11 protein-coding genes are annotated in these 16,891 nt (G+C 61.7%); 6 read left to right on the forward strand and 5 right to left on the reverse strand.

All coding sequences use genetic code 11. From position 1 onward, the window contains the following. Positions 1 to 76 precede the first annotated feature (76 nt). The 3 genes from hemH to ACQ7C1_RS08605 all read left to right on the forward strand — a co-directional run bounded on the left by hemH (position 77) and on the right by ACQ7C1_RS08605 (position 2,786). Positions 77 to 1,111, forward strand: coding sequence for a ferrochelatase (hemH, locus tag ACQ7C1_RS08595; RefSeq protein WP_430957983.1), 1,035 nt, complete (start codon positions 77 to 79; stop codon positions 1,109 to 1,111). Between the two features lie 184 nt (positions 1,112 to 1,295). Next, positions 1,296 to 2,327: an SPFH domain-containing protein gene (locus ACQ7C1_RS08600; protein ID WP_085779402.1), complete on the forward strand. Its 1,032-nt coding sequence runs from the start codon at positions 1,296 to 1,298 to the stop codon at positions 2,325 to 2,327. Between the two features lie 3 nt (positions 2,328 to 2,330). Then, positions 2,331 to 2,786, forward strand: a complete 456-nt coding sequence (locus ACQ7C1_RS08605; RefSeq protein WP_430957984.1) for an NfeD family protein — start codon at positions 2,331 to 2,333, stop codon at positions 2,784 to 2,786. Here the strand turns inward: ACQ7C1_RS08605 and ACQ7C1_RS08610 are convergent, their stop codons facing one another. Next, on the reverse strand, positions 2,787 to 3,782 hold the full coding sequence (locus tag ACQ7C1_RS08610; protein WP_430957985.1) for a KpsF/GutQ family sugar-phosphate isomerase: 996 nt from the start codon (positions 3,780 to 3,782) through the stop codon (positions 2,787 to 2,789). A 140-nt stretch (positions 3,783 to 3,922) separates the two neighbouring features. On the opposite strand from ACQ7C1_RS08610, the gene ACQ7C1_RS08615 reads away from it, so the two are divergent. Beyond that, positions 3,923 to 5,455, forward strand: a complete 1,533-nt coding sequence (locus ACQ7C1_RS08615) for an outer membrane beta-barrel protein (RefSeq protein ID WP_430957986.1) — start codon at positions 3,923 to 3,925, stop codon at positions 5,453 to 5,455. Between the two features lie 56 nt (positions 5,456 to 5,511). Here the strand turns inward: ACQ7C1_RS08615 and galU are convergent, their stop codons facing one another. Next, positions 5,512 to 6,399 (reverse strand): UTP--glucose-1-phosphate uridylyltransferase GalU, encoded by an 888-nt coding sequence (galU, locus tag ACQ7C1_RS08620; RefSeq protein ID WP_430957987.1) that lies wholly within the window; start codon positions 6,397 to 6,399, stop codon positions 5,512 to 5,514. A gap of 204 nt (positions 6,400 to 6,603) precedes the next feature. Between galU and ACQ7C1_RS08625 the strand changes: the two genes are divergently transcribed. Together ACQ7C1_RS08625 and ACQ7C1_RS08630 are read left to right on the forward strand one after the other, a co-directional pair. Continuing rightward, complete coding sequence (locus ACQ7C1_RS08625) at positions 6,604 to 7,827, forward strand: lytic murein transglycosylase (RefSeq protein ID WP_085779407.1); 1,224 nt, start codon at positions 6,604 to 6,606, stop codon at positions 7,825 to 7,827. 64 nt (positions 7,828 to 7,891) lie between these two features. After that, positions 7,892 to 9,109, forward strand: a complete 1,218-nt coding sequence (locus tag ACQ7C1_RS08630; RefSeq protein WP_430957988.1) for an SGNH/GDSL hydrolase family protein — start codon at positions 7,892 to 7,894, stop codon at positions 9,107 to 9,109. Between the two features lie 20 nt (positions 9,110 to 9,129). Here ACQ7C1_RS08630 and ACQ7C1_RS08635 read toward each other — a convergent pair whose 3' ends face one another. The 3 genes from ACQ7C1_RS08635 to gltB form a co-directional block, all read right to left on the reverse strand. Next, a complete protein-coding gene (locus tag ACQ7C1_RS08635) occupies positions 9,130 to 9,756 on the reverse strand; it encodes a hypothetical protein (RefSeq protein ID WP_430957989.1) in 627 nt (208 codons plus the stop codon). Positions 9,757 to 9,970: 214 nt separating this feature from the next. Next, positions 9,971 to 11,425: a glutamate synthase subunit beta gene (locus ACQ7C1_RS08640; protein ID WP_085779410.1), complete on the reverse strand. Its 1,455-nt coding sequence runs from the start codon at positions 11,423 to 11,425 to the stop codon at positions 9,971 to 9,973. A gap of 220 nt (positions 11,426 to 11,645) precedes the next feature. Beyond that, positions 11,646 to 16,367 (reverse strand): glutamate synthase large subunit, encoded by a 4,722-nt coding sequence (gltB, locus tag ACQ7C1_RS08645; protein WP_430957990.1) that lies wholly within the window; start codon positions 16,365 to 16,367, stop codon positions 11,646 to 11,648. Positions 16,368 to 16,891: the final 524 nt, after the last annotated feature.

A 16,891-nucleotide genomic window follows, 5' to 3' on the forward strand; every position in this document is an offset into this window, starting at 1 on the left:
GCTTTTCTTTCTATAGGGTGAACCATGTTCTCGAGGCTGCGTATCAGCCGACGAGACAACGACCGTTGGGGCCAGAATGACAGCAGATATTTCACTCCGTCCGGCAGATCATCCAGCCATCAAATCAGGCAAGATCGGCGTCCTGCTGGTCAATCTCGGCACGCCCGACGGCACCGACTACACCTCAATGCGCCGCTATCTCAAGGAGTTCCTGACCGATCGCCGCGTCATCGAATGGTCTCGCTGGAAGTGGTATCCGATCCTCTTTGGCATCGTGCTCAACACCCGTCCACAGAAAGTCGGCAAGGCCTATCAGTTAATCTGGAACAAGGAGAAAAACGAAAGTTATCTCCGCACCTACACGCGCAACCAGTCGGAACTAATGACCGAGCGCCTGCGGGATCTCGAAAATGTCAAGGTCGACTGGGCGATGCGCTACGGCACGCCGTCGATCGCTTCGCGCATCGACGCGCTGAAGCAAGAAGGCTGCGATCGTATTGTGCTTTTCCCGCTTTATCCGCAATATGCGGCGGCGACGACCGCGACGGTCAACGACAAGGCCTTCCAGCAGCTGTTCACCATGCGCTGGCAGCCGGCGCTGCGCACCGTGCCCGACTATCATGACGACGAGACCTATATCGAGGCGCTCGCCCAATCCGTCGAAAAGCACCTTTCGACGCTCGACTGGAAGCCGGAAATGCTGCTCGCCTCCTTCCACGGCATTCCGATGTCCTATTTCAAACAGGGCGATCCTTATTACTGCCAATGCCAGAAGACCGGCCGGCTGCTGCGCGAGCGCCTCGGGCTGACCAAGGAAAACTTCATGGTCACCTTCCAGTCCCGATTCGGGCCGGAGGAATGGTTGCAGCCCTATACCGACAAGGCCGTGGAGAAGCTCGCTCAGGACGGCGTCAAGCGCATCGCCGTCATCAATCCCGGCTTCGTCTCCGACTGTCTGGAAACGCTCGAGGAGATCGCCGAACAGGCCGCCCACTCATTCCATGAGAATGGTGGCGAGAAGTTCGCGCATATCCCCTGCCTCAACGACAGCGAGGACGGCATGACGGTGCTGGAAAAGGTCGTTCGCCGCGAGTTGCAGGGCTGGGTCTGAGAGACTCTCGACAGAAAGCTGGGGCCGGACAAGTCGCCGGTAACAGTCGGGTGACGTAGCCGAGGCGGAACCTCCTTCTCACTTGGAGTCGGGCGGTTGCGCCCTCATTTCTTCCTCGCAAATAACGTGCTAACTCACCACATCAGTTGGGCAGGCGCGCATGCGCCGATGGGAGGAATTTTTCATGCTGTTCGGCGGCTTCGACATCGTCGTGATCGTGCTGGTCATCTTCGTCATTTTGGTGCTCTTTGCCGGGATCAAGACCGTACCGCAGGGCTATCGCTACACCATCGAGCGCTTCGGCCGTTATACCCGCACGCTGGAGCCGGGCCTCAACCTCATCACTCCCTTCATCGAGCGCGTCGGAGCGCGAATGAACGTGATGGAGCAGGTACTGAATGTGCCGACCCAGGAAGTGATTACCAAAGACAATGCCTCGGTCTCAGCCGATGCCGTCGCCTTCTTTCAGGTTCTGAATGCTGCCCAGGCCGCCTACCAGGTTTCCCACCTCGAAAATGCCATCCTCAATCTCACCATGACCAACATCCGCTCGGTCATGGGCTCCATGGATCTCGACGAACTGCTTTCCAACCGCGACGCGATCAATGACCGGCTGCTGCGCGTCGTCGATGAGGCGGTGCAGCCCTGGGGCATTAAGGTCACCCGCGTCGAAATCAAGGACATCCAGCCGCCGCGCGACCTCGTCGATGCGATGGCCCGCCAGATGAAGGCCGAGCGCGAGAAGCGCGCCCAGGTACTGGAAGCCGAAGGAGCGCGCAACGCGCAGATCCTCAGGGCCGAGGGCGCCAAGCAATCCGCCATTTTGCAGGCAGAAGGCCAGCGCGAAGCCGCCTTCCGCAACGCCGAAGCCCGCGAGCGACTGGCCGAGGCCGAAGCCAAGGCGACGAAGATGGTCTCCGAAGCGATTGCCGCCGGTGATGTTCAGGCGATCAACTATTTCGTCGCCCAGAAATACACCGAAGCGCTCGCCTCGGTCGGCTCGGCGCCCAATTCCAAGATCGTGCTGATGCCGATGGAAGCCTCTTCCATCCTGAGCTCGCTCGGCGGCATCGGCGCCATCGCCCGCGAAGTCTTCGGGGACGCCGGCAATCCGCCGCCGCCTTCCCCGCCGCGTCCGCGTCCCGCGCCGATCCGCTCTACGCCGCCGATCAATCCGCCTGCCCCCAATCCCTTCAATCCGGATCAGGAGCGATAAGCCATGCTGGCGAAGATCATCGCCGAACTCGGTCCATGGAACTGGTGGGTTGCGGGCCTCGTGCTGCTCGCCGCCGAAATGATCGTGCCCGGTTTCTTCCTCGTCTGGATCGGCCTCGCGGCCTTGATCGTCGGCGCACTGTCGCTGCTTTTCTGGGACAGCGCCTTCTGGGTCTGGGAACTGCAAGCGATCCTTTTTGCGGTTCTGGCCGTCGCCACGACCTTTGCCGGCCGCCGGCTGACGCTGAGCAGCGCCGAGACCGACGAGCCCTTCCTCAATCAGCGCGGCGCAAGCCTTGTCGGACGCACCGCCACGCTGCAGGAGCCGATCCGCGAGGGCCGCGGCCGCATCCGCCTCGACGATACGCTATGGCAGGTAATGGGGCCCGATTTGCCCGTAGGAACACAGGTGAAGGTCATCTCATGTCATGGCCGCGACCTGCGGGTCGAACCGGTCTGATCAGGCGACGCCGATCCGCAGCAGGTCATGGAAGTGCACCAGCCCGATCGGCCTGATATCCTCATCGATGACGATCAGGGCGCCGATGTGGTGCTGGTTGAGCAGCGCCAGAGCCGCCGTCGCCAGCACTGTGGGTTTCACCGTCTTCGGCGTCGTCGTCATGATGTCGTCGACGGCAAGCTCAGCAAGATTGCGGCTCAGGTTCCGAGCCATGTCGCCTTCGGTGACGATGCCGCAGAGCCGCCCATCCTCGTCAAGCACGCCGACGCAGCCGAAATGCTTGCGCGACAGCACCGTGATCGCCTCCGGCATCGGCGTGCCTTTGGCAACGAGCGGCACCTTCTCGCCGGTATGCATGATATCGGCGACATGCATCAGGCTCGCACCCAGCTTGCCGCCGGGATGAAAAACGTGGAAATCGGTGGCGGAAAAGCCCCGCGCCTCCAGGAGTGCGACCGCCAAGGCGTCGCCGAGTGCAAGCTGCATCAGCGTCGAGGTCGTCGGCGCCAGCCCGTTGGGGCAGGCTTCCTGTTCATTCGGGACCAGAAGCACGATATCGGCGGCCGTCGCAAGCGAGGAAGCTTCGCTGCAGGTGATCGCGATCAAGGGGATCGAGAAGCGCCGCGTGAAGGAAATGATACTCTTGAGCTCGGCGCTCTCGCCGCCTTTGGAAATCGCCAAGACGACGTCATCGCGCGCGATCATGCCGAGATCGCCATGATTGGCTTCGGCCGCATGCACGAAAAAGGCGGGGGTGCCGGTCGAGGCGAATGTCGCCGCGAGCTTGGTACCGATATGGCCGCTCTTGCCGACGCCGGTAACGATGACCCGGCCGGAGATGTCGCCGATGATTTCGACGGCGCGGGTGAAAGGGCCGGCCAGTCCGTTGTCAAAGGCCCGTTCGAGCGCTTCAAGACCGCGTTTCTCGGTCTCTATCGTGCGTTTTGCCGATTCGAGCACGCTGTTTTCAACGAGTTTGATCGCTCTTCTGTTCATGGAGATGCGTTAGACCTTTTCACTTTCCAAGTCCACCCCGCACCATTTCCGAATTGTGAACAGCGCCCGCCGGCGACAACGAATGATTAACCACAAGGCTTTACCTTTGAGTAAGAACCGAAAGCATGTCAGGCGAGTGAATGGGCCAACCAAAACAGACGAGCAGTGTGACGCCGCTCCGCGCGATGAGGCGTGTCGTCTGCTTTACTGCGTTCGGCACACTGCTGTTCGGCCAGACTGCAGCACTCGCACAGTCCGCCTCACAGCAGCCTGTCGCTAGCCGCTCCGCCAGCCCGGACAATCGCACTACGAACAATGCCGCAGCCGGTTTCGATGACGAAATCAGCGTTTCTACCACTCCTGTGGCAACGGGTGCGGCGGGAGATCCGGACGATACCCAGCAGAGGCCCGCCATACCGGACGCGCAATCCGGTGACGAAATTACCGGCTCCATCCTCGATGAGGACATGCGCCGACTGAACACCCGTGAAGCGCGGATCGACGAGACGCCGCCGATCCGCAGGGCTGGCGAAAATGCCTCGACGGCAGAAACACCCGGTATTCCGATCGGCACTTTCGTGCTCCGCCCGAGCGTGACCCAAAGCATCAACACCGAGACCACCAAGGACGGCAATACCAGGCAGCGGCGCGCTTTCCTCGAAACGGACGCAGCCGCGACGCTCACCTCCGACTGGGGACGGCACCAGCTGACCGTGACCTCGGAAGGCGCCTGGCAGAGGAATATCAGCGGTGAAGGCGAGGAGCAGCCGTCCTTCAAGGTCAACGGCGATCTCCGGCTGGACCTTCCCGACGACACGGTCGCGCATCTCACGGCCGGCTATAATTTCTACCGCGAGGATACGGACGATCCCGACGCCATCGCCGATGCCACACAGCAGTCCGACGTGCAGGAGTTCACCGCCGGCGCCTCCGTCCAGCGCGATTTCGGCATCCTGCGCGGCACGACGGCGCTCGCCCTGAACCGTTCGATCTATTCCGACGCCACGCTTGCGAACGGCACGACCGTGGCGTTGAGCGATCGCAATCAGACGACCGGTACGCTGCGCGGTCGCGTCGGCTACGAGCTGTCGCCGGCGCTCATCCCATTCATCGAGGCCACGATCGGCCGTACGATCTATGACGAGACGCGCGATTCCGCGGGTTACGAGCGCTCAGGCCATAGTTATGGCGCCAAAGCCGGCGTTGAGGTCGACCTCGGCGAAAAGCTGAAGGGTGAAGTCGGCGTCGGCTACGAAAGGGCGGATTTCGAAGACAGCCGGCTGGCCTCGATCGATACGGCCACGCTCGATGCGAGCCTGCTCTGGTCACCGATCCGCGGCACCGACGTCAATCTCGACCTGCAGACGAGCATCCAGCCCTCGACCACCGCTGGCGAGAGCGGCTACGTCTCGCATGCGCTGACGACGACCGTCACCCACCAGCTGCGCGACAATCTGGTCGGAACCATGATCGGCGGCGTCATATGGCGCGATTATCCCACTGACAGCACCATCAACGACGAGCTCGTCTATACCGCGGCGACCGGACTGACCTGGAACATCAACCGTTATCTCGATCTGACCAGCACGCTCGGCTACGAGCTGACGACGCGCAAGGACGGCGACGACTCGCGGCAATGGCGCGCGGGGGTCGGCCTCAAGCTGAAAAGATAAACGCCGCGCTTCGATGGAAGGCGCGGCGTTTATCAATGACAAGTCTGAGTGAAGCCTTACTTCAGCCCGGCAAGCAATTCCTTGAAGCCGCCTTCGACGGATGGACGGATGTCAGCACGTTCGAGGGCGTAGGCGACGTTCGCCAGGATGAAGCCGTCCTTGGCGCCGCAGTCGTAGGTCGTGCCGCGGAAATGGTAGCCGGCGAAATCCTGTTCCTTCAGTAGCTTCAGCATGCCGTCGGTGAGCTGGATCTCGTTGCCGGCGCCACGTTCCTGAGTTTCGAGGATCTTAAAGATCTCCGGTTGCAGGATGTAGCGGCCGTTGATGAAGAAGTTGGACGGCGCCGTTCCCTTGGCAGGTTTTTCCACCATGCCGGTAATGCGGAAGCCTTCGCCGATCGCTTCGCCGACGCCGACGATGCCGTATTTATGAGCCTGATCGGGCGCACATTCCTCGACGGCGATGATATTGCCGCCGCTCTGGCCGTAGAGATCGATCATCCCCTTCATGCAGCCCTTGTCGCCCTTCATGATCATATCCGGCAGCAGCAGCGCAAAAGGTTCGTCGCCGACGATTTCGCGGGCGCACCAGACGGCGTGACCGAGGCCGAGCGGTTCCTGCTGACGGGTGAAGCTTACCGTTCCTGCCTTCGGTAGTTGCTCGGCAAGAAGGGTAATTTCCGCTTCCTTGGCGCGCTCGCGCAGCGTCTGTTCCAGCTCGAAATGGATGTCGAAGTAGTCTTCGATAATGTGCTTGTTGCGTCCGGTAACGAAGACCAGATGCTCGATTCCGGCTTCGAGCGCCTCATCGACGACATATTGAATGATAGGCTTGTCGACAACGGTCAACATCTCCTTCGGAACAGCCTTCGTTGCCGGCAGGAACCGCGTTCCCAACCCTGCCACCGGAAAAACTGCCTTACGAACTTTATTGTGATGCGCCACACAGGCCTCCTGCTTTGACTAAATCGCCTTTTAAATAAAGCCGTTCATGTCTGACTAGTATAGAATTGCTACTGTTTTGCAATGGTGACCGCCGCGGGCCGCCATGGTAAAGAATTTGTTGACTCCGTTCCTGTAGTCTCGGGTCTGGGCGGACATGATGCCCCCTGCTGCACCGAAAACTGAAGATGACGGATACGACTGTCGATGATCCAGAATCACAAAAACTCCCTTCGTGGCCTTGCTCTCGCCCTCGTTGTCGCCGCCCAGGTGGGGCTGGCCCCCGACAACGCGAAAGCCGATTCCCGGTTCCAGAAATGGATCGCGGACTTTTACCAAACAGCCGCTGAGAGTGGCATCAGTAAGGCAACTTATCAAAAGGCCTTTTCCGGGGTGAGCGAACCCGACCCGACCGTGCTCGAAAAGGCGGCCTATCAACCGGAATTCACCTCGAAGATCTGGGATTACATTGATTCCCGCGTTAACCCCTACACCGTCAGGATCGGCCGCGAGATGGCCGTCAAGCATGCGCGGACGCTCAATGCGATCGAGCAGCGCTTCGGCGTCGACAAGACCATTCTGCTCGCGATCTGGTCGATGGAATCGAATTACGGCGCGATCCTCGACAAGGACGACCGACTGCACTATGTGCCGCGCGCACTGGCAACCCTTGCCTATGCCGATCCGAGCCGCGCCAAATTCGCCAAGAAGCAGCTGGTTGCCGCGCTGAAGATCCTCCAGAACGGCGATGTGCCGGCACGTCAGATGACCGGCTCCTGGGCGGGCGCCATGGGCCACACTCAGTTCATCCCGACAAGCTATCTGCTCTACGCTGTCGATGCCGACGGCAACGGCCATCGCGATATCTGGAATTCGGTGCCGGACGCGCTGGCGACCTCGGCCAATCTCCTGATGAAGAACGGCTGGGATACTGGCAAGACCTGGGGCTACGAGGTCGTCGTCCCCGCGGCAGCCGCCAAGCAGATCGGCAAGACCCATACGCTCGCTCAATGGGCGGAGCTCGGCCTGAAACGGCCGAATGGGAAGGCCTTCCGCGACGGCGGCACCAAAGCCGTATTGAAAATGCCGGCCGGAGCCGGCGGCCCCGGCTTTCTGATGACGGCAAACTTCTTCACCATCAAGAACTATAATGCGTCGGACAGCTATGCGCTTGCCGTCGGCCTGCTGGCCGACCAGATCGCCGGCTATGGCGGCATGCAGCAGCGCTGGCCGCGTCCCGACGGCGCGCTCGACATCACCGAGAAATTCGAGCTGCAGACTCGTCTCAAGACGCTCGGATATTACAATGGCGAGGTCGACGGCAATTTCGGCTCAGGTTCGAAAGCGGCGATATCGGCCGTGCAGGAGCGAATCGGCATGCAGCCGGACGGCGAGCCCTCGTTGCCGCTTCTGAACGCGCTTCGCCGCTAGAAGCGGCCCAACCGTGACCTACATAGCGGGGGTAGAAGCTGGCTTGCCCTCTGCGGAACTGCCCATGATGAAGAAAACTGACCGGACCCCTAAAATCCGCTGGCTCATGCTCGCATTGATGGCGGCTTCGCTTTGTCTCGGCGCTGTTGCGCCGGTGCATGTCGCGGAAGCTCAGGAGCAGCGCTATCAGCGCCGGTCGATCTTGGATTTCTTCCTCGGCAGGCGCTATCTCGACGACAGCCCGCAGGCTCCTGATGTGCCGCAGCCGAGACGCCAGCAGCGCAAGCGCCCGCCGCCAGCCCAGAAAGCCGTGATCAATACCCGCACCGCATCGCCTGTGCGCCCGCCGGTGCAGGAAGAGCCGGTCGTTCAGAAGCTTGGCGACGCCCGGAAAATCCTGATCGTCGGCGATTTCCTTGCCAGCGGCCTCGGCGACGGGCTCACCGCCGCCTTCGAGACCTCGCCGGGCGTCGTCGTCGAAGCCCGCGGCAACATTTCCTCGGGCCTTGTCCGCGACGACTATTACGACTGGCCGGAACAGTTACCGAAGATGATCGACGAGCTGAAGCCGGCAATGGTCGTCGTCATGATCGGCGCCAATGACCGCCAGCAGATGGTGACCGACGGCGCGAAGGAGAAGTTCCGCACTGACGGCTGGTTTGCCGAATATCGCCGTCGTGTCCTTTCTTTCGGAAAGGAAGTCACCAGCCGCAAGATACCGCTGCTCTGGGTCGGTCTTCCTGCCTTCGAATCCGATCAAATGACGGCCGATGCTGTCCAGATGAACCAGCTCTATCGCAACCAGGTCGAGAGCATCGGCGGCGAATTCGTCGACATCTGGGATGGCTTCGTAGACGAAAACGGCAATTTCATCGTCACCGGTTCCGACGTGAACGGTCAGCAGGTGCGTCTGCGCACCTCCGACGGCATCAATCTTACGCAGGCCGGCCGGCGTAAGCTTGCCTTCTATGTGGAAAAACCTGCCCGCCGGATTCTCGGCACCCAGGCAAGTCCCGATCTGGTGCGCCTCGATGAAAGCAACCTGCCGGGCCTCGGCCTTCCCACCAATCCGGTCGAGCATACCGTGCCGATCAGCCTCTCCGATCCCAATCTTGATGGCGGCGCCGAGCTCCTCGGCGCAAGGCCGCCACCGGTGACGCTGACGAAATCGCCGCGCGATCTCCTGGTCGAGCAGGGCGAGATGACGCCGGCACCTGTCGGTCGCGTCGACGACTATCGCATGCCGGCGGCCAAGACGCCGGCCGAAGTCTCGGTGAAGTAAAACTAGGCGAGGCGGCCTTCTTACGCTGCCTGCGGCCAGCTCAGATAATAGTAATTGGAGCCGATCAGCCCGAAGAAGGCATGGCTGTCATTCGTCTGGTCGACATAGCTGCCGTTCTCCTTGACGAAGGCGCCGTCGCTGCCGCGCTCCAGATGCGCATCGAGGAAGTCGCTCCAACCGCTGACATTGATCGCCTCGCCGGCCTTGCTTTCGGTGTCTGCCTCGTCCGGATCATCGATGTCCCAGGCAGGGACCGACACGCCCTGCGTCGGATCGGAGATGGTGAGCGTGCCTGCTTCGAGCGCAGCCAGCATATCGTGAGCCTTGCCGCTTTCGCCTTCGGCCGCGGCTGCTTCCTGCAGCTGCTGCTTCAGCATCGACATGAAGGAGGCGCTGGTCACATCGGCGCTGTCGTCAGTCGTGTCGGTCTCATCTGAGGTGTCGTCCTCGGACGAAAGCGCGCCGAGCAGCCCCGACAGCGCCTGATTGGAAAGAAGCGACGCCGAGCTCGAATCGAGTCCATAGCTGCTCAGAATGCTCCCCGCCGACGAACTCTGCGTATCCTCTGAGCTTTCATCGGAGCTACGAAGATTGTTCAATGCGTATTGGGCCGAAACCATCCTGGTATTATCGAGTGCAGAAACCATTTGAATAATCCTTGTCGATCATTCGCGGCGGCTCCTCCTGAGCCCGCGTCAGGCATAAGCCTCACCCTCCGGCATTGCTTCAAGCTTGCGCCCCAGCCTGGCGCGTCAAGCGGTCGCACCGGCGAAAAGAGGTCCCGCCGGATGCGCCGCGCACAATAAAAAACTCCGCCGGAAAGGCGGAGTTCGTGTCTTCGTCAGTCTATATGAGGTGCGATCAGTTCGGCAGGACGGTCGAGCCCATCAACGCCTCGTCGATGGCGCGCGCTGCTTGGCGGCCTTCGCGGATCGCCCAGACCACCAGCGACTGGCCGCGGCGCACATCGCCCGCCGTCCAAAACTTGTCGACCGAAGTCTTGTAGTCGCGGTCGTTTGCGACGACGTTGGTCGAGCCGCGCTTGTCGGTGTTGAGCGTCAGCTTGCCTTCGAGCTCCTTCAGCACGCTTGTCGTGAACGGGCCGCGGAAACCGATGGCGATGAAGGCGAGATCGGCGCGAATGACGAATTCCGTACCGGCGACCGGCCGCCGGCGCTCGTCGACCTCGCAGCACTTGACGCCGGTCAGCACGCCGTCCTCGCCGATGAATTCGAGCGTCGCAACCTGGAATTCGCGCACTGCGCCCTCAGCCTGCGAGGAGGACGTGCGCATCTTCGTCGCCCAGAAGGGCCAGACAGCAAGCTTGTCTTCCTTCTCAGGCGGCTGCGGCCGGATATCGAGCTGGGTGACCTTGACGGCGCCTTGGCGGAAGGCCGTGCCGACGCAGTCCGAAGCCGTATCGCCGCCGCCGACGACGACGACATGTTTGGCGCCGGCAAGAATCGGATCCGACGGCCAGCCGACACTATCGATGTTCTCCCGCCCGACGCGGCGGTTTTGCTGCACCAGATAGGGCATCGCATCATGCACCCCGGCAAGGTCGGTGCCCGGAATGCCCGCCTCGCGCGGCGTCTCGGAGCCGCCGCAGTAAAGGACGGCGTCGTGTTCAGCCAGCAATTGTTCGACCTTGACGTCGACGCCGACATTGACGCCGCAATGGAAGGTCACGCCCTCGCCCTTCATCTGCTCGACGCGACGGTCGATGAAGTTCTTCTCCATCTTGAAGTCGGGAATGCCGTAGCGCAACAGGCCGCCCGGCTTGGTCTCGCGCTCATAGACATGCACGTCGTGGCCGGCGCGACCGAGCTGCTGGGCGGCAGCCATACCGGCGGGGCCGGAACCGATGACGGCGACCTTCTTGCCGGTATGGACCGTTGCCGGCTGCGGCCGGATGAAACCGAGTTCATAAGCCTTGTCGGCAATCGCCTGCTCGACTGTCTTGATGGCGACCGGCGCATCCTCGAGATTCAAAGTGCAGGCTTCCTCACAGGGGGCGGGGCAAACGCGGCCGGTGAACTCCGGGAAGTTGTTGGTGGAATGCAGGTTCTGGATCGCCGCTTCCCAGTTGTTGTTGTAAACGAGGTCGTTCCAGTCGGGAATCTGGTTGTGAACCGGGCAGCCTGTGGGGCCGTGGCAATAGGGGATGCCACAGTCCATACAGCGCGCCGCCTGTTTCTGCACTTCCGGGTCCGACATCGGGATCGTGAACTCGCGGAAATGACGGATGCGATCCGACGCCGGCTGGTACTTCGCCACCTGCCGGTCGATTTCCAGAAATCCTGTTACCTTACCCATTTCTTCGTCCCTTACCCTCATGACCGCCTCACCCGCGGCCAGTTTCTGTCGTCAGTCCCGGTATCCCGGGCGGGTTGCTTCTCTTGACCGTCGTTGGAACATATCCTCTGAAACATCCGCGCGATCCAGGCGGCCTTCACCGGCATGATCGTCACGGGTCATCGAGACGTTTCCGACATCGGCCATCTGCGCTCGGCAGGCGGCCGATATCCGGCGCAAATCACTCCGCGGCGATACCCATCCGGCTACGCTCCATTTCCTCGAGCGCACGGCGGTATTCCACAGGCATGACCTTGCGGAACTTCGGACGGTAGTCGGCCCAATTGTCGAGGATCTGCTTGGCGCGGGCGGAGCCTGTATAATGCAGATGGTTGGAGATCAGCTGGTAGAGGCGCTCCTCGTCATGGCGCGTCATGTCACCCGAGACGTCGACACGCCCCTTGTGCATGAGATCACCGCCGTGATGATGCAGCTTCTCCAGCATGTCGTCCTCCTCCGGCACCGGCTCGAGTTCGACCATCGCCATGTTGCAGCGGCTGGCGAAATCGCCTGTTTCATCAAGCACGTAAGCGACGCCGCCGGACATGCCGGCCGCGAAGTTGCGGCCCGTCGCACCGAGCACGACGACCACGCCGCCGGTCATGTATTCGCAGCCGTGATCGCCGACGCCCTCGACGATGGCGATCGCACCCGAGTTGCGCACCGCGAAACGTTCACCCGCAACGCCGCGGAAATAGCATTCGCCCTCGGTCGCACCGTAAAGCACGGTGTTGCCGACGATGATCGAGTTTTCGGCGACGATCCGCGAATTCTCCGGCGGCCGGATGATGATCTTGCCTCCCGAAAGCCCCTTGCCGACATAGTCGTTGCCGTCGCCGATCAGGTTGAAGGTGACGCCGCGCGCCAGGAATGCGCCGAAGCTCTGCCCCGCAGTGCCGCGAAGCGTCACGTTGATCGTGTCTTCCTTCAGCCCACGATGGCGGAAGCGCTTGGCGACTTCGCCGGAAAGCATTGCGCCCGCCGAACGATCGACGTTCTTGATGCCGACCTCGAAGGCGACGGGCGTCTTGTCGGTCAGCGCCGGCTGCGCGAGCTCGATCAGCTTGCGATCGAGGATATCATCGATCGGGTGCTGCTGCCGGCTCGTCCAGAAAGTCTCCTCCTTGGCAGCCTCGACCTTGTGGAAGATGCGGCTGAAATCGAGGCCTTTCGCCTTCCAGTGCGCCAGCATCTCGTCCTTCTCCAGGAGCTCCGAAGCGCCGATAATGTCGTCGAGCCGGGTGAACCCGAGCCAGGCGAGGATCTCGCGCACTTCGTTGGCGACGAAGAAGAAGTAGTTGATGACGTGCTCCGGCGTGCCCTTGAAGCGCTTGCGCAGCACCGGGTCCTGCGTCGCCACTCCCACCGGACAGGTGTTGAGATGGCACTTCCGCATCATGATGCAGCCGGCCGCGATCAGCGGCGCGGTGGCAAAGCCAAACTCGTCGGCGCCCAGCAGCGCCCCGATGATGACATCGCGGCCAGTCTTGAGGCCGCCGTCCACCTGCAGCGCGACTCGCGAACGCAGGCCGTTCAGCACCAGCGTCTGCTGGGTTTCGGCAAGGCCGATCTCCCAGGGGCTACCGGCATGCTTGAGCGAGGTCAGCGGCGAGGCACCCGTGCCGCCGTCGAAGCCGGCGACCGTGATATGGTCGGCGCGCGCCTTGGCGACACCCGCGGCGACGGTGCCGACACCGACTTCGGAGACGAGTTTGACCGAGACGTCGGAGGTCGGGTTGACGTTCTTCAGATCGTAGATCAGCTGTGCCAGATCCTCGATCGAATAGATGTCGTGGTGCGGCGGCGGCGAGATCAGGCCGACACCCGGCGTCGAGTGGCGGGTCTTGGCAACGGTCGCGTCGACTTTATGACCCGGAAGCTGACCGCCTTCGCCGGGCTTGGCGCCCTGCGCCACCTTGATCTGCAGCACGTCGGCATTGACCAGATATTCGGTGGTGACGCCGAAGCGGCCCGATGCGATCTGCTTGATCGCCGAGCGTTCCGGGTTCATCGAACCATCGGAGAGCGGCATGTAGCGGTCGGATTCCTCGCCGCCTTCGCCGGTGTTCGACTTGCCGCCGATCCGGTTCATGGCGATCGCCAGCGTCGTATGCGCCTCTCTGGAGATCGAGCCGAAGGACATCGCCCCGGTCGAGAAACGTTTGACGATATCGGCGGCCGGCTCGACCTCGTCGATCGATACCGGCTTACGTCCGAGCGCCTCGGCGCTCTTGATGTTGAAGAGCCCGCGGATCGTGTTCATCCGCAGCGCCGAGTTGTTCACCATTTCGGAGAATTCGCGGTAACGATCCTCGGCATTGCCGCGCACGGCATGCTGAAGGGCTGCAACCGCGTCCGGCGTCCAGGCATGGCTTTCGCCGCGCATGCGGTAGGCATATTCGCCGCCGATATCGAGCGTTGTCGCCAGCAGCGGATCCTTGCCGAAGGCTGCGGTGTGGCGGGCAACGGTCTCTTCAGCGATCGCTTCGAGGCCGATGCCTTCGATCATCGTTGCGGTTCCGAAGAAATACTTATCGACCAGTTCCGACGACAGGCCGATCGCATCGAAGATCTGCGCGCCGCAATAGGACTGGTAGGTCGAGATGCCCATCTTCGACATCACCTTGAGGATGCCTTTGCCGACCGCCTTTATGTAGCGGTAGACGATTTCGGATGCATCGACTTCCTTCGGAAACTCGCCCTTGGCATGCATGTCGAGCAGCGTGTCGAAGGCGAGATAAGGGTTGATCGCCTCGGCGCCGTAGCCGGCGAGCAGGCAGAAGTGATGCACTTCGCGCGGTTCCCCCGTCTCGACGACGAGGCCGACGGAGGTGCGAAGCCCCTTGCGGATCAGGTGATGGTGCACGGCAGCCGTCGCCAGCAGCGCCGGAATAGCGATTCTGTCGGGACCGATCTGGCGGTCGGAGAGCACGATGATGTTGTAGCCGCCCTTGACGGCCGCCTCCGCGCGCTCGCAGAGCCGGTCGAGCATTTCAGGCATGCCAGCCGCGCCGCGCTCGATATCATAGGTGAAATCGAGCGTCTTGGTGTCGAAGCGGTCTTCCGTATGGCCGATCGAGCGGATCTTTTCGAGATCGCCATTGGTCAGGATCGGCTGGCGCACTTCGAGGCGCTTGGCGTTCGCCATGCCCTCATGGTCGAGAATGTTCGGGCGCGGGCCGATGAAGGAGACGAGGCTCATGACGAGCTCCTCCCGGATCGGATCGATCGGCGGGTTCGTCACCTGCGCGAAGTTCTGCTTGAAATAGGTATAAAGCAGCTTCGGCTTTTCCGACATTGCCGAGATCGGCGTATCCGTGCCCATCGAGCCGATCGCTTCCTGACCCGTCGTCGCCATCGGCGACATCAGGATCTTGGTATCCTCGGTCGTGTAGCCGAAGGCCTGCTGGCGGTCGAGCAGCGACACGTCGCGGCGCAGCGCCCTCGGCTCCACCGGCTTCAGGTCTTCGAGGATGAGCTGGGTGCGGTCGAGCCAGTTGCGATAGGGATGCGCCGTTGCAAGCTTCGACTTCACCTCGTCGTCCGAGATGATGCGGCCTTCTTCCATGTCGATCAGCAGCATCTTGCCCGGCTGCAGGCGCCACTTCTGGATGATCTTCTCCTCAGGAACCGGCAGAACGCCGGCCTCGGATGCCATGATGACGCGGTCGTCATCGGTCACGAGATAACGCGCCGGCCTGAGGCCGTTGCGGTCGAGCGTGGCGCCGATCTGCTTGCCGTCGGTGAAGGCAACGGCAGCCGGTCCGTCCCACGGCTCCATCAGCGCGGCGTGATATTCGTAGAAGGCCTTGCGTTCGGCCGCCATCGACTGGTTGCCGGCCCAGGCTTCCGGGATCAGCATCATCACCGCATGCGCCAGCGAGTAACCGCCGCGGACCAGGAATTCCAGTGCATTGTCGAAACAGGCCGTGTCCGACTGTCCCTCGTATGAAATCGGCCAAAGCTTGGAGATGTCCTCGCCGAACAGCGGTGAGGAGACCGACGCCTGGCGCGCCGCCATCCAGTTGACGTTGCCGCGCAGCGTGTTGATCTCGCCGTTATGGGCGACCATGCGGTAGGGATGCGCGAGCTTCCACGACGGGAAGGTGTTGGTCGAAAAGCGCTGGTGCACGAGAGCGACCGCGCTTTCAAACCGCGGGTCCGACAGGTCCTTATAATAGGCGCCGACCTGATAGGCCAGGAACATGCCCTTGTAGACCACTGTCGCCGATGACAGCGACACTGGATAGAAGTTGCTCTCCTCGCCGTCGAACTCGTCATAGATACGGTTGGAGATCACCTTGCGCAACGTGAACAGCCGGCGCTCGAACTCGTCGTTGCTTTCGGCGTCTTCACCGGCGCCGATGAAGACCTGCACGTGATGCGGCTCGGTCGCGGCAATATCAGGCGCCTTGGAAAGCGAGGAATTGTCGACCGGCACGTCGCGGAAGCCGATGAAGACCTGGCCTTCCTCGACGATGACGTCCCTGATCACCTTCTTGAAGTGCTCGATCTGCTTTTCGTCGCGCGGCATGAAGATATGGCCGACGCCATATTCGCCAACGGGCGGCAGGGTGATGCCCTGCGCCGCCATTTCCTCGCGGAAGAAGCGATCGGGAATCTGCACCAGGATGCCGGCGCCGTCGCCCATCAGCGGGTCGGCGCCGACGGCGCCGCGATGCGTCAGGTTCTCGAGGATGAAGAGGCCGTCCTTGACGATCTGGTGCGACTTCTCGCCCTTCAGATGCGCGACAAAGCCAACGCCGCAAGCGTCATGCTCGTTGGCAGGATCGTAAAGCCCCTGCTTCTTCGGCAGGCCGGAAGCGGATTTGGACGTATTGGCCGTCGCGCGCGCCTCTGCAGCGGCAAACCGGTCAAATTCCATGGATGGCGTCTTCGTCATCGTCTTTCCTCCTGTCGAAGCCCGCGGGGCCGCGGGCGGCTTTTCGTCTTGCGTCGCAACCTGAAAATAGGTCCGTCGCATGACAGCGCTGTTGCATGGTGAAGATCGGCCGCAGACATCTGCTTCTTGAGGAAAGCAAACCGTCGCGTTCCGCGCCTGCCATTCGCCCCCGTGCGCCAGCCGGAGGGCTGACGCTCGGAAGAACTATAGCGTGAAAGCCCGTCGCTGCCAGGGTTTTCGGCGCCTCTTCGGCCACTAAGGCCAGAATAGGACAGCAACACTGTCCTAATTCATCAGCTCTATGCCAGAAACCTTCTCCGTCCGCAAGAGCGTCACGCCAAAAATCGTGATTTTGCGACGGAAGATTGCCAGAAAAACCCCAGTTGCGAAATAAAATTACGCCAGGTAGCCTCATTATTTTTATTAATTGCGTCCCTCAATTTTCGTGATGTGTTAGTGCCGGCAACCTTGATCCCGTGAAGCTTTGGCGTAAGGTCCGCTGCGAACCTCCCAGCTCCTTCCAC

This window comes from Rhizobium sp. Nf11,1 (assembly GCF_050587665.1).
GTDB lineage: Bacteria > Pseudomonadota > Alphaproteobacteria > Rhizobiales > Rhizobiaceae > Rhizobium.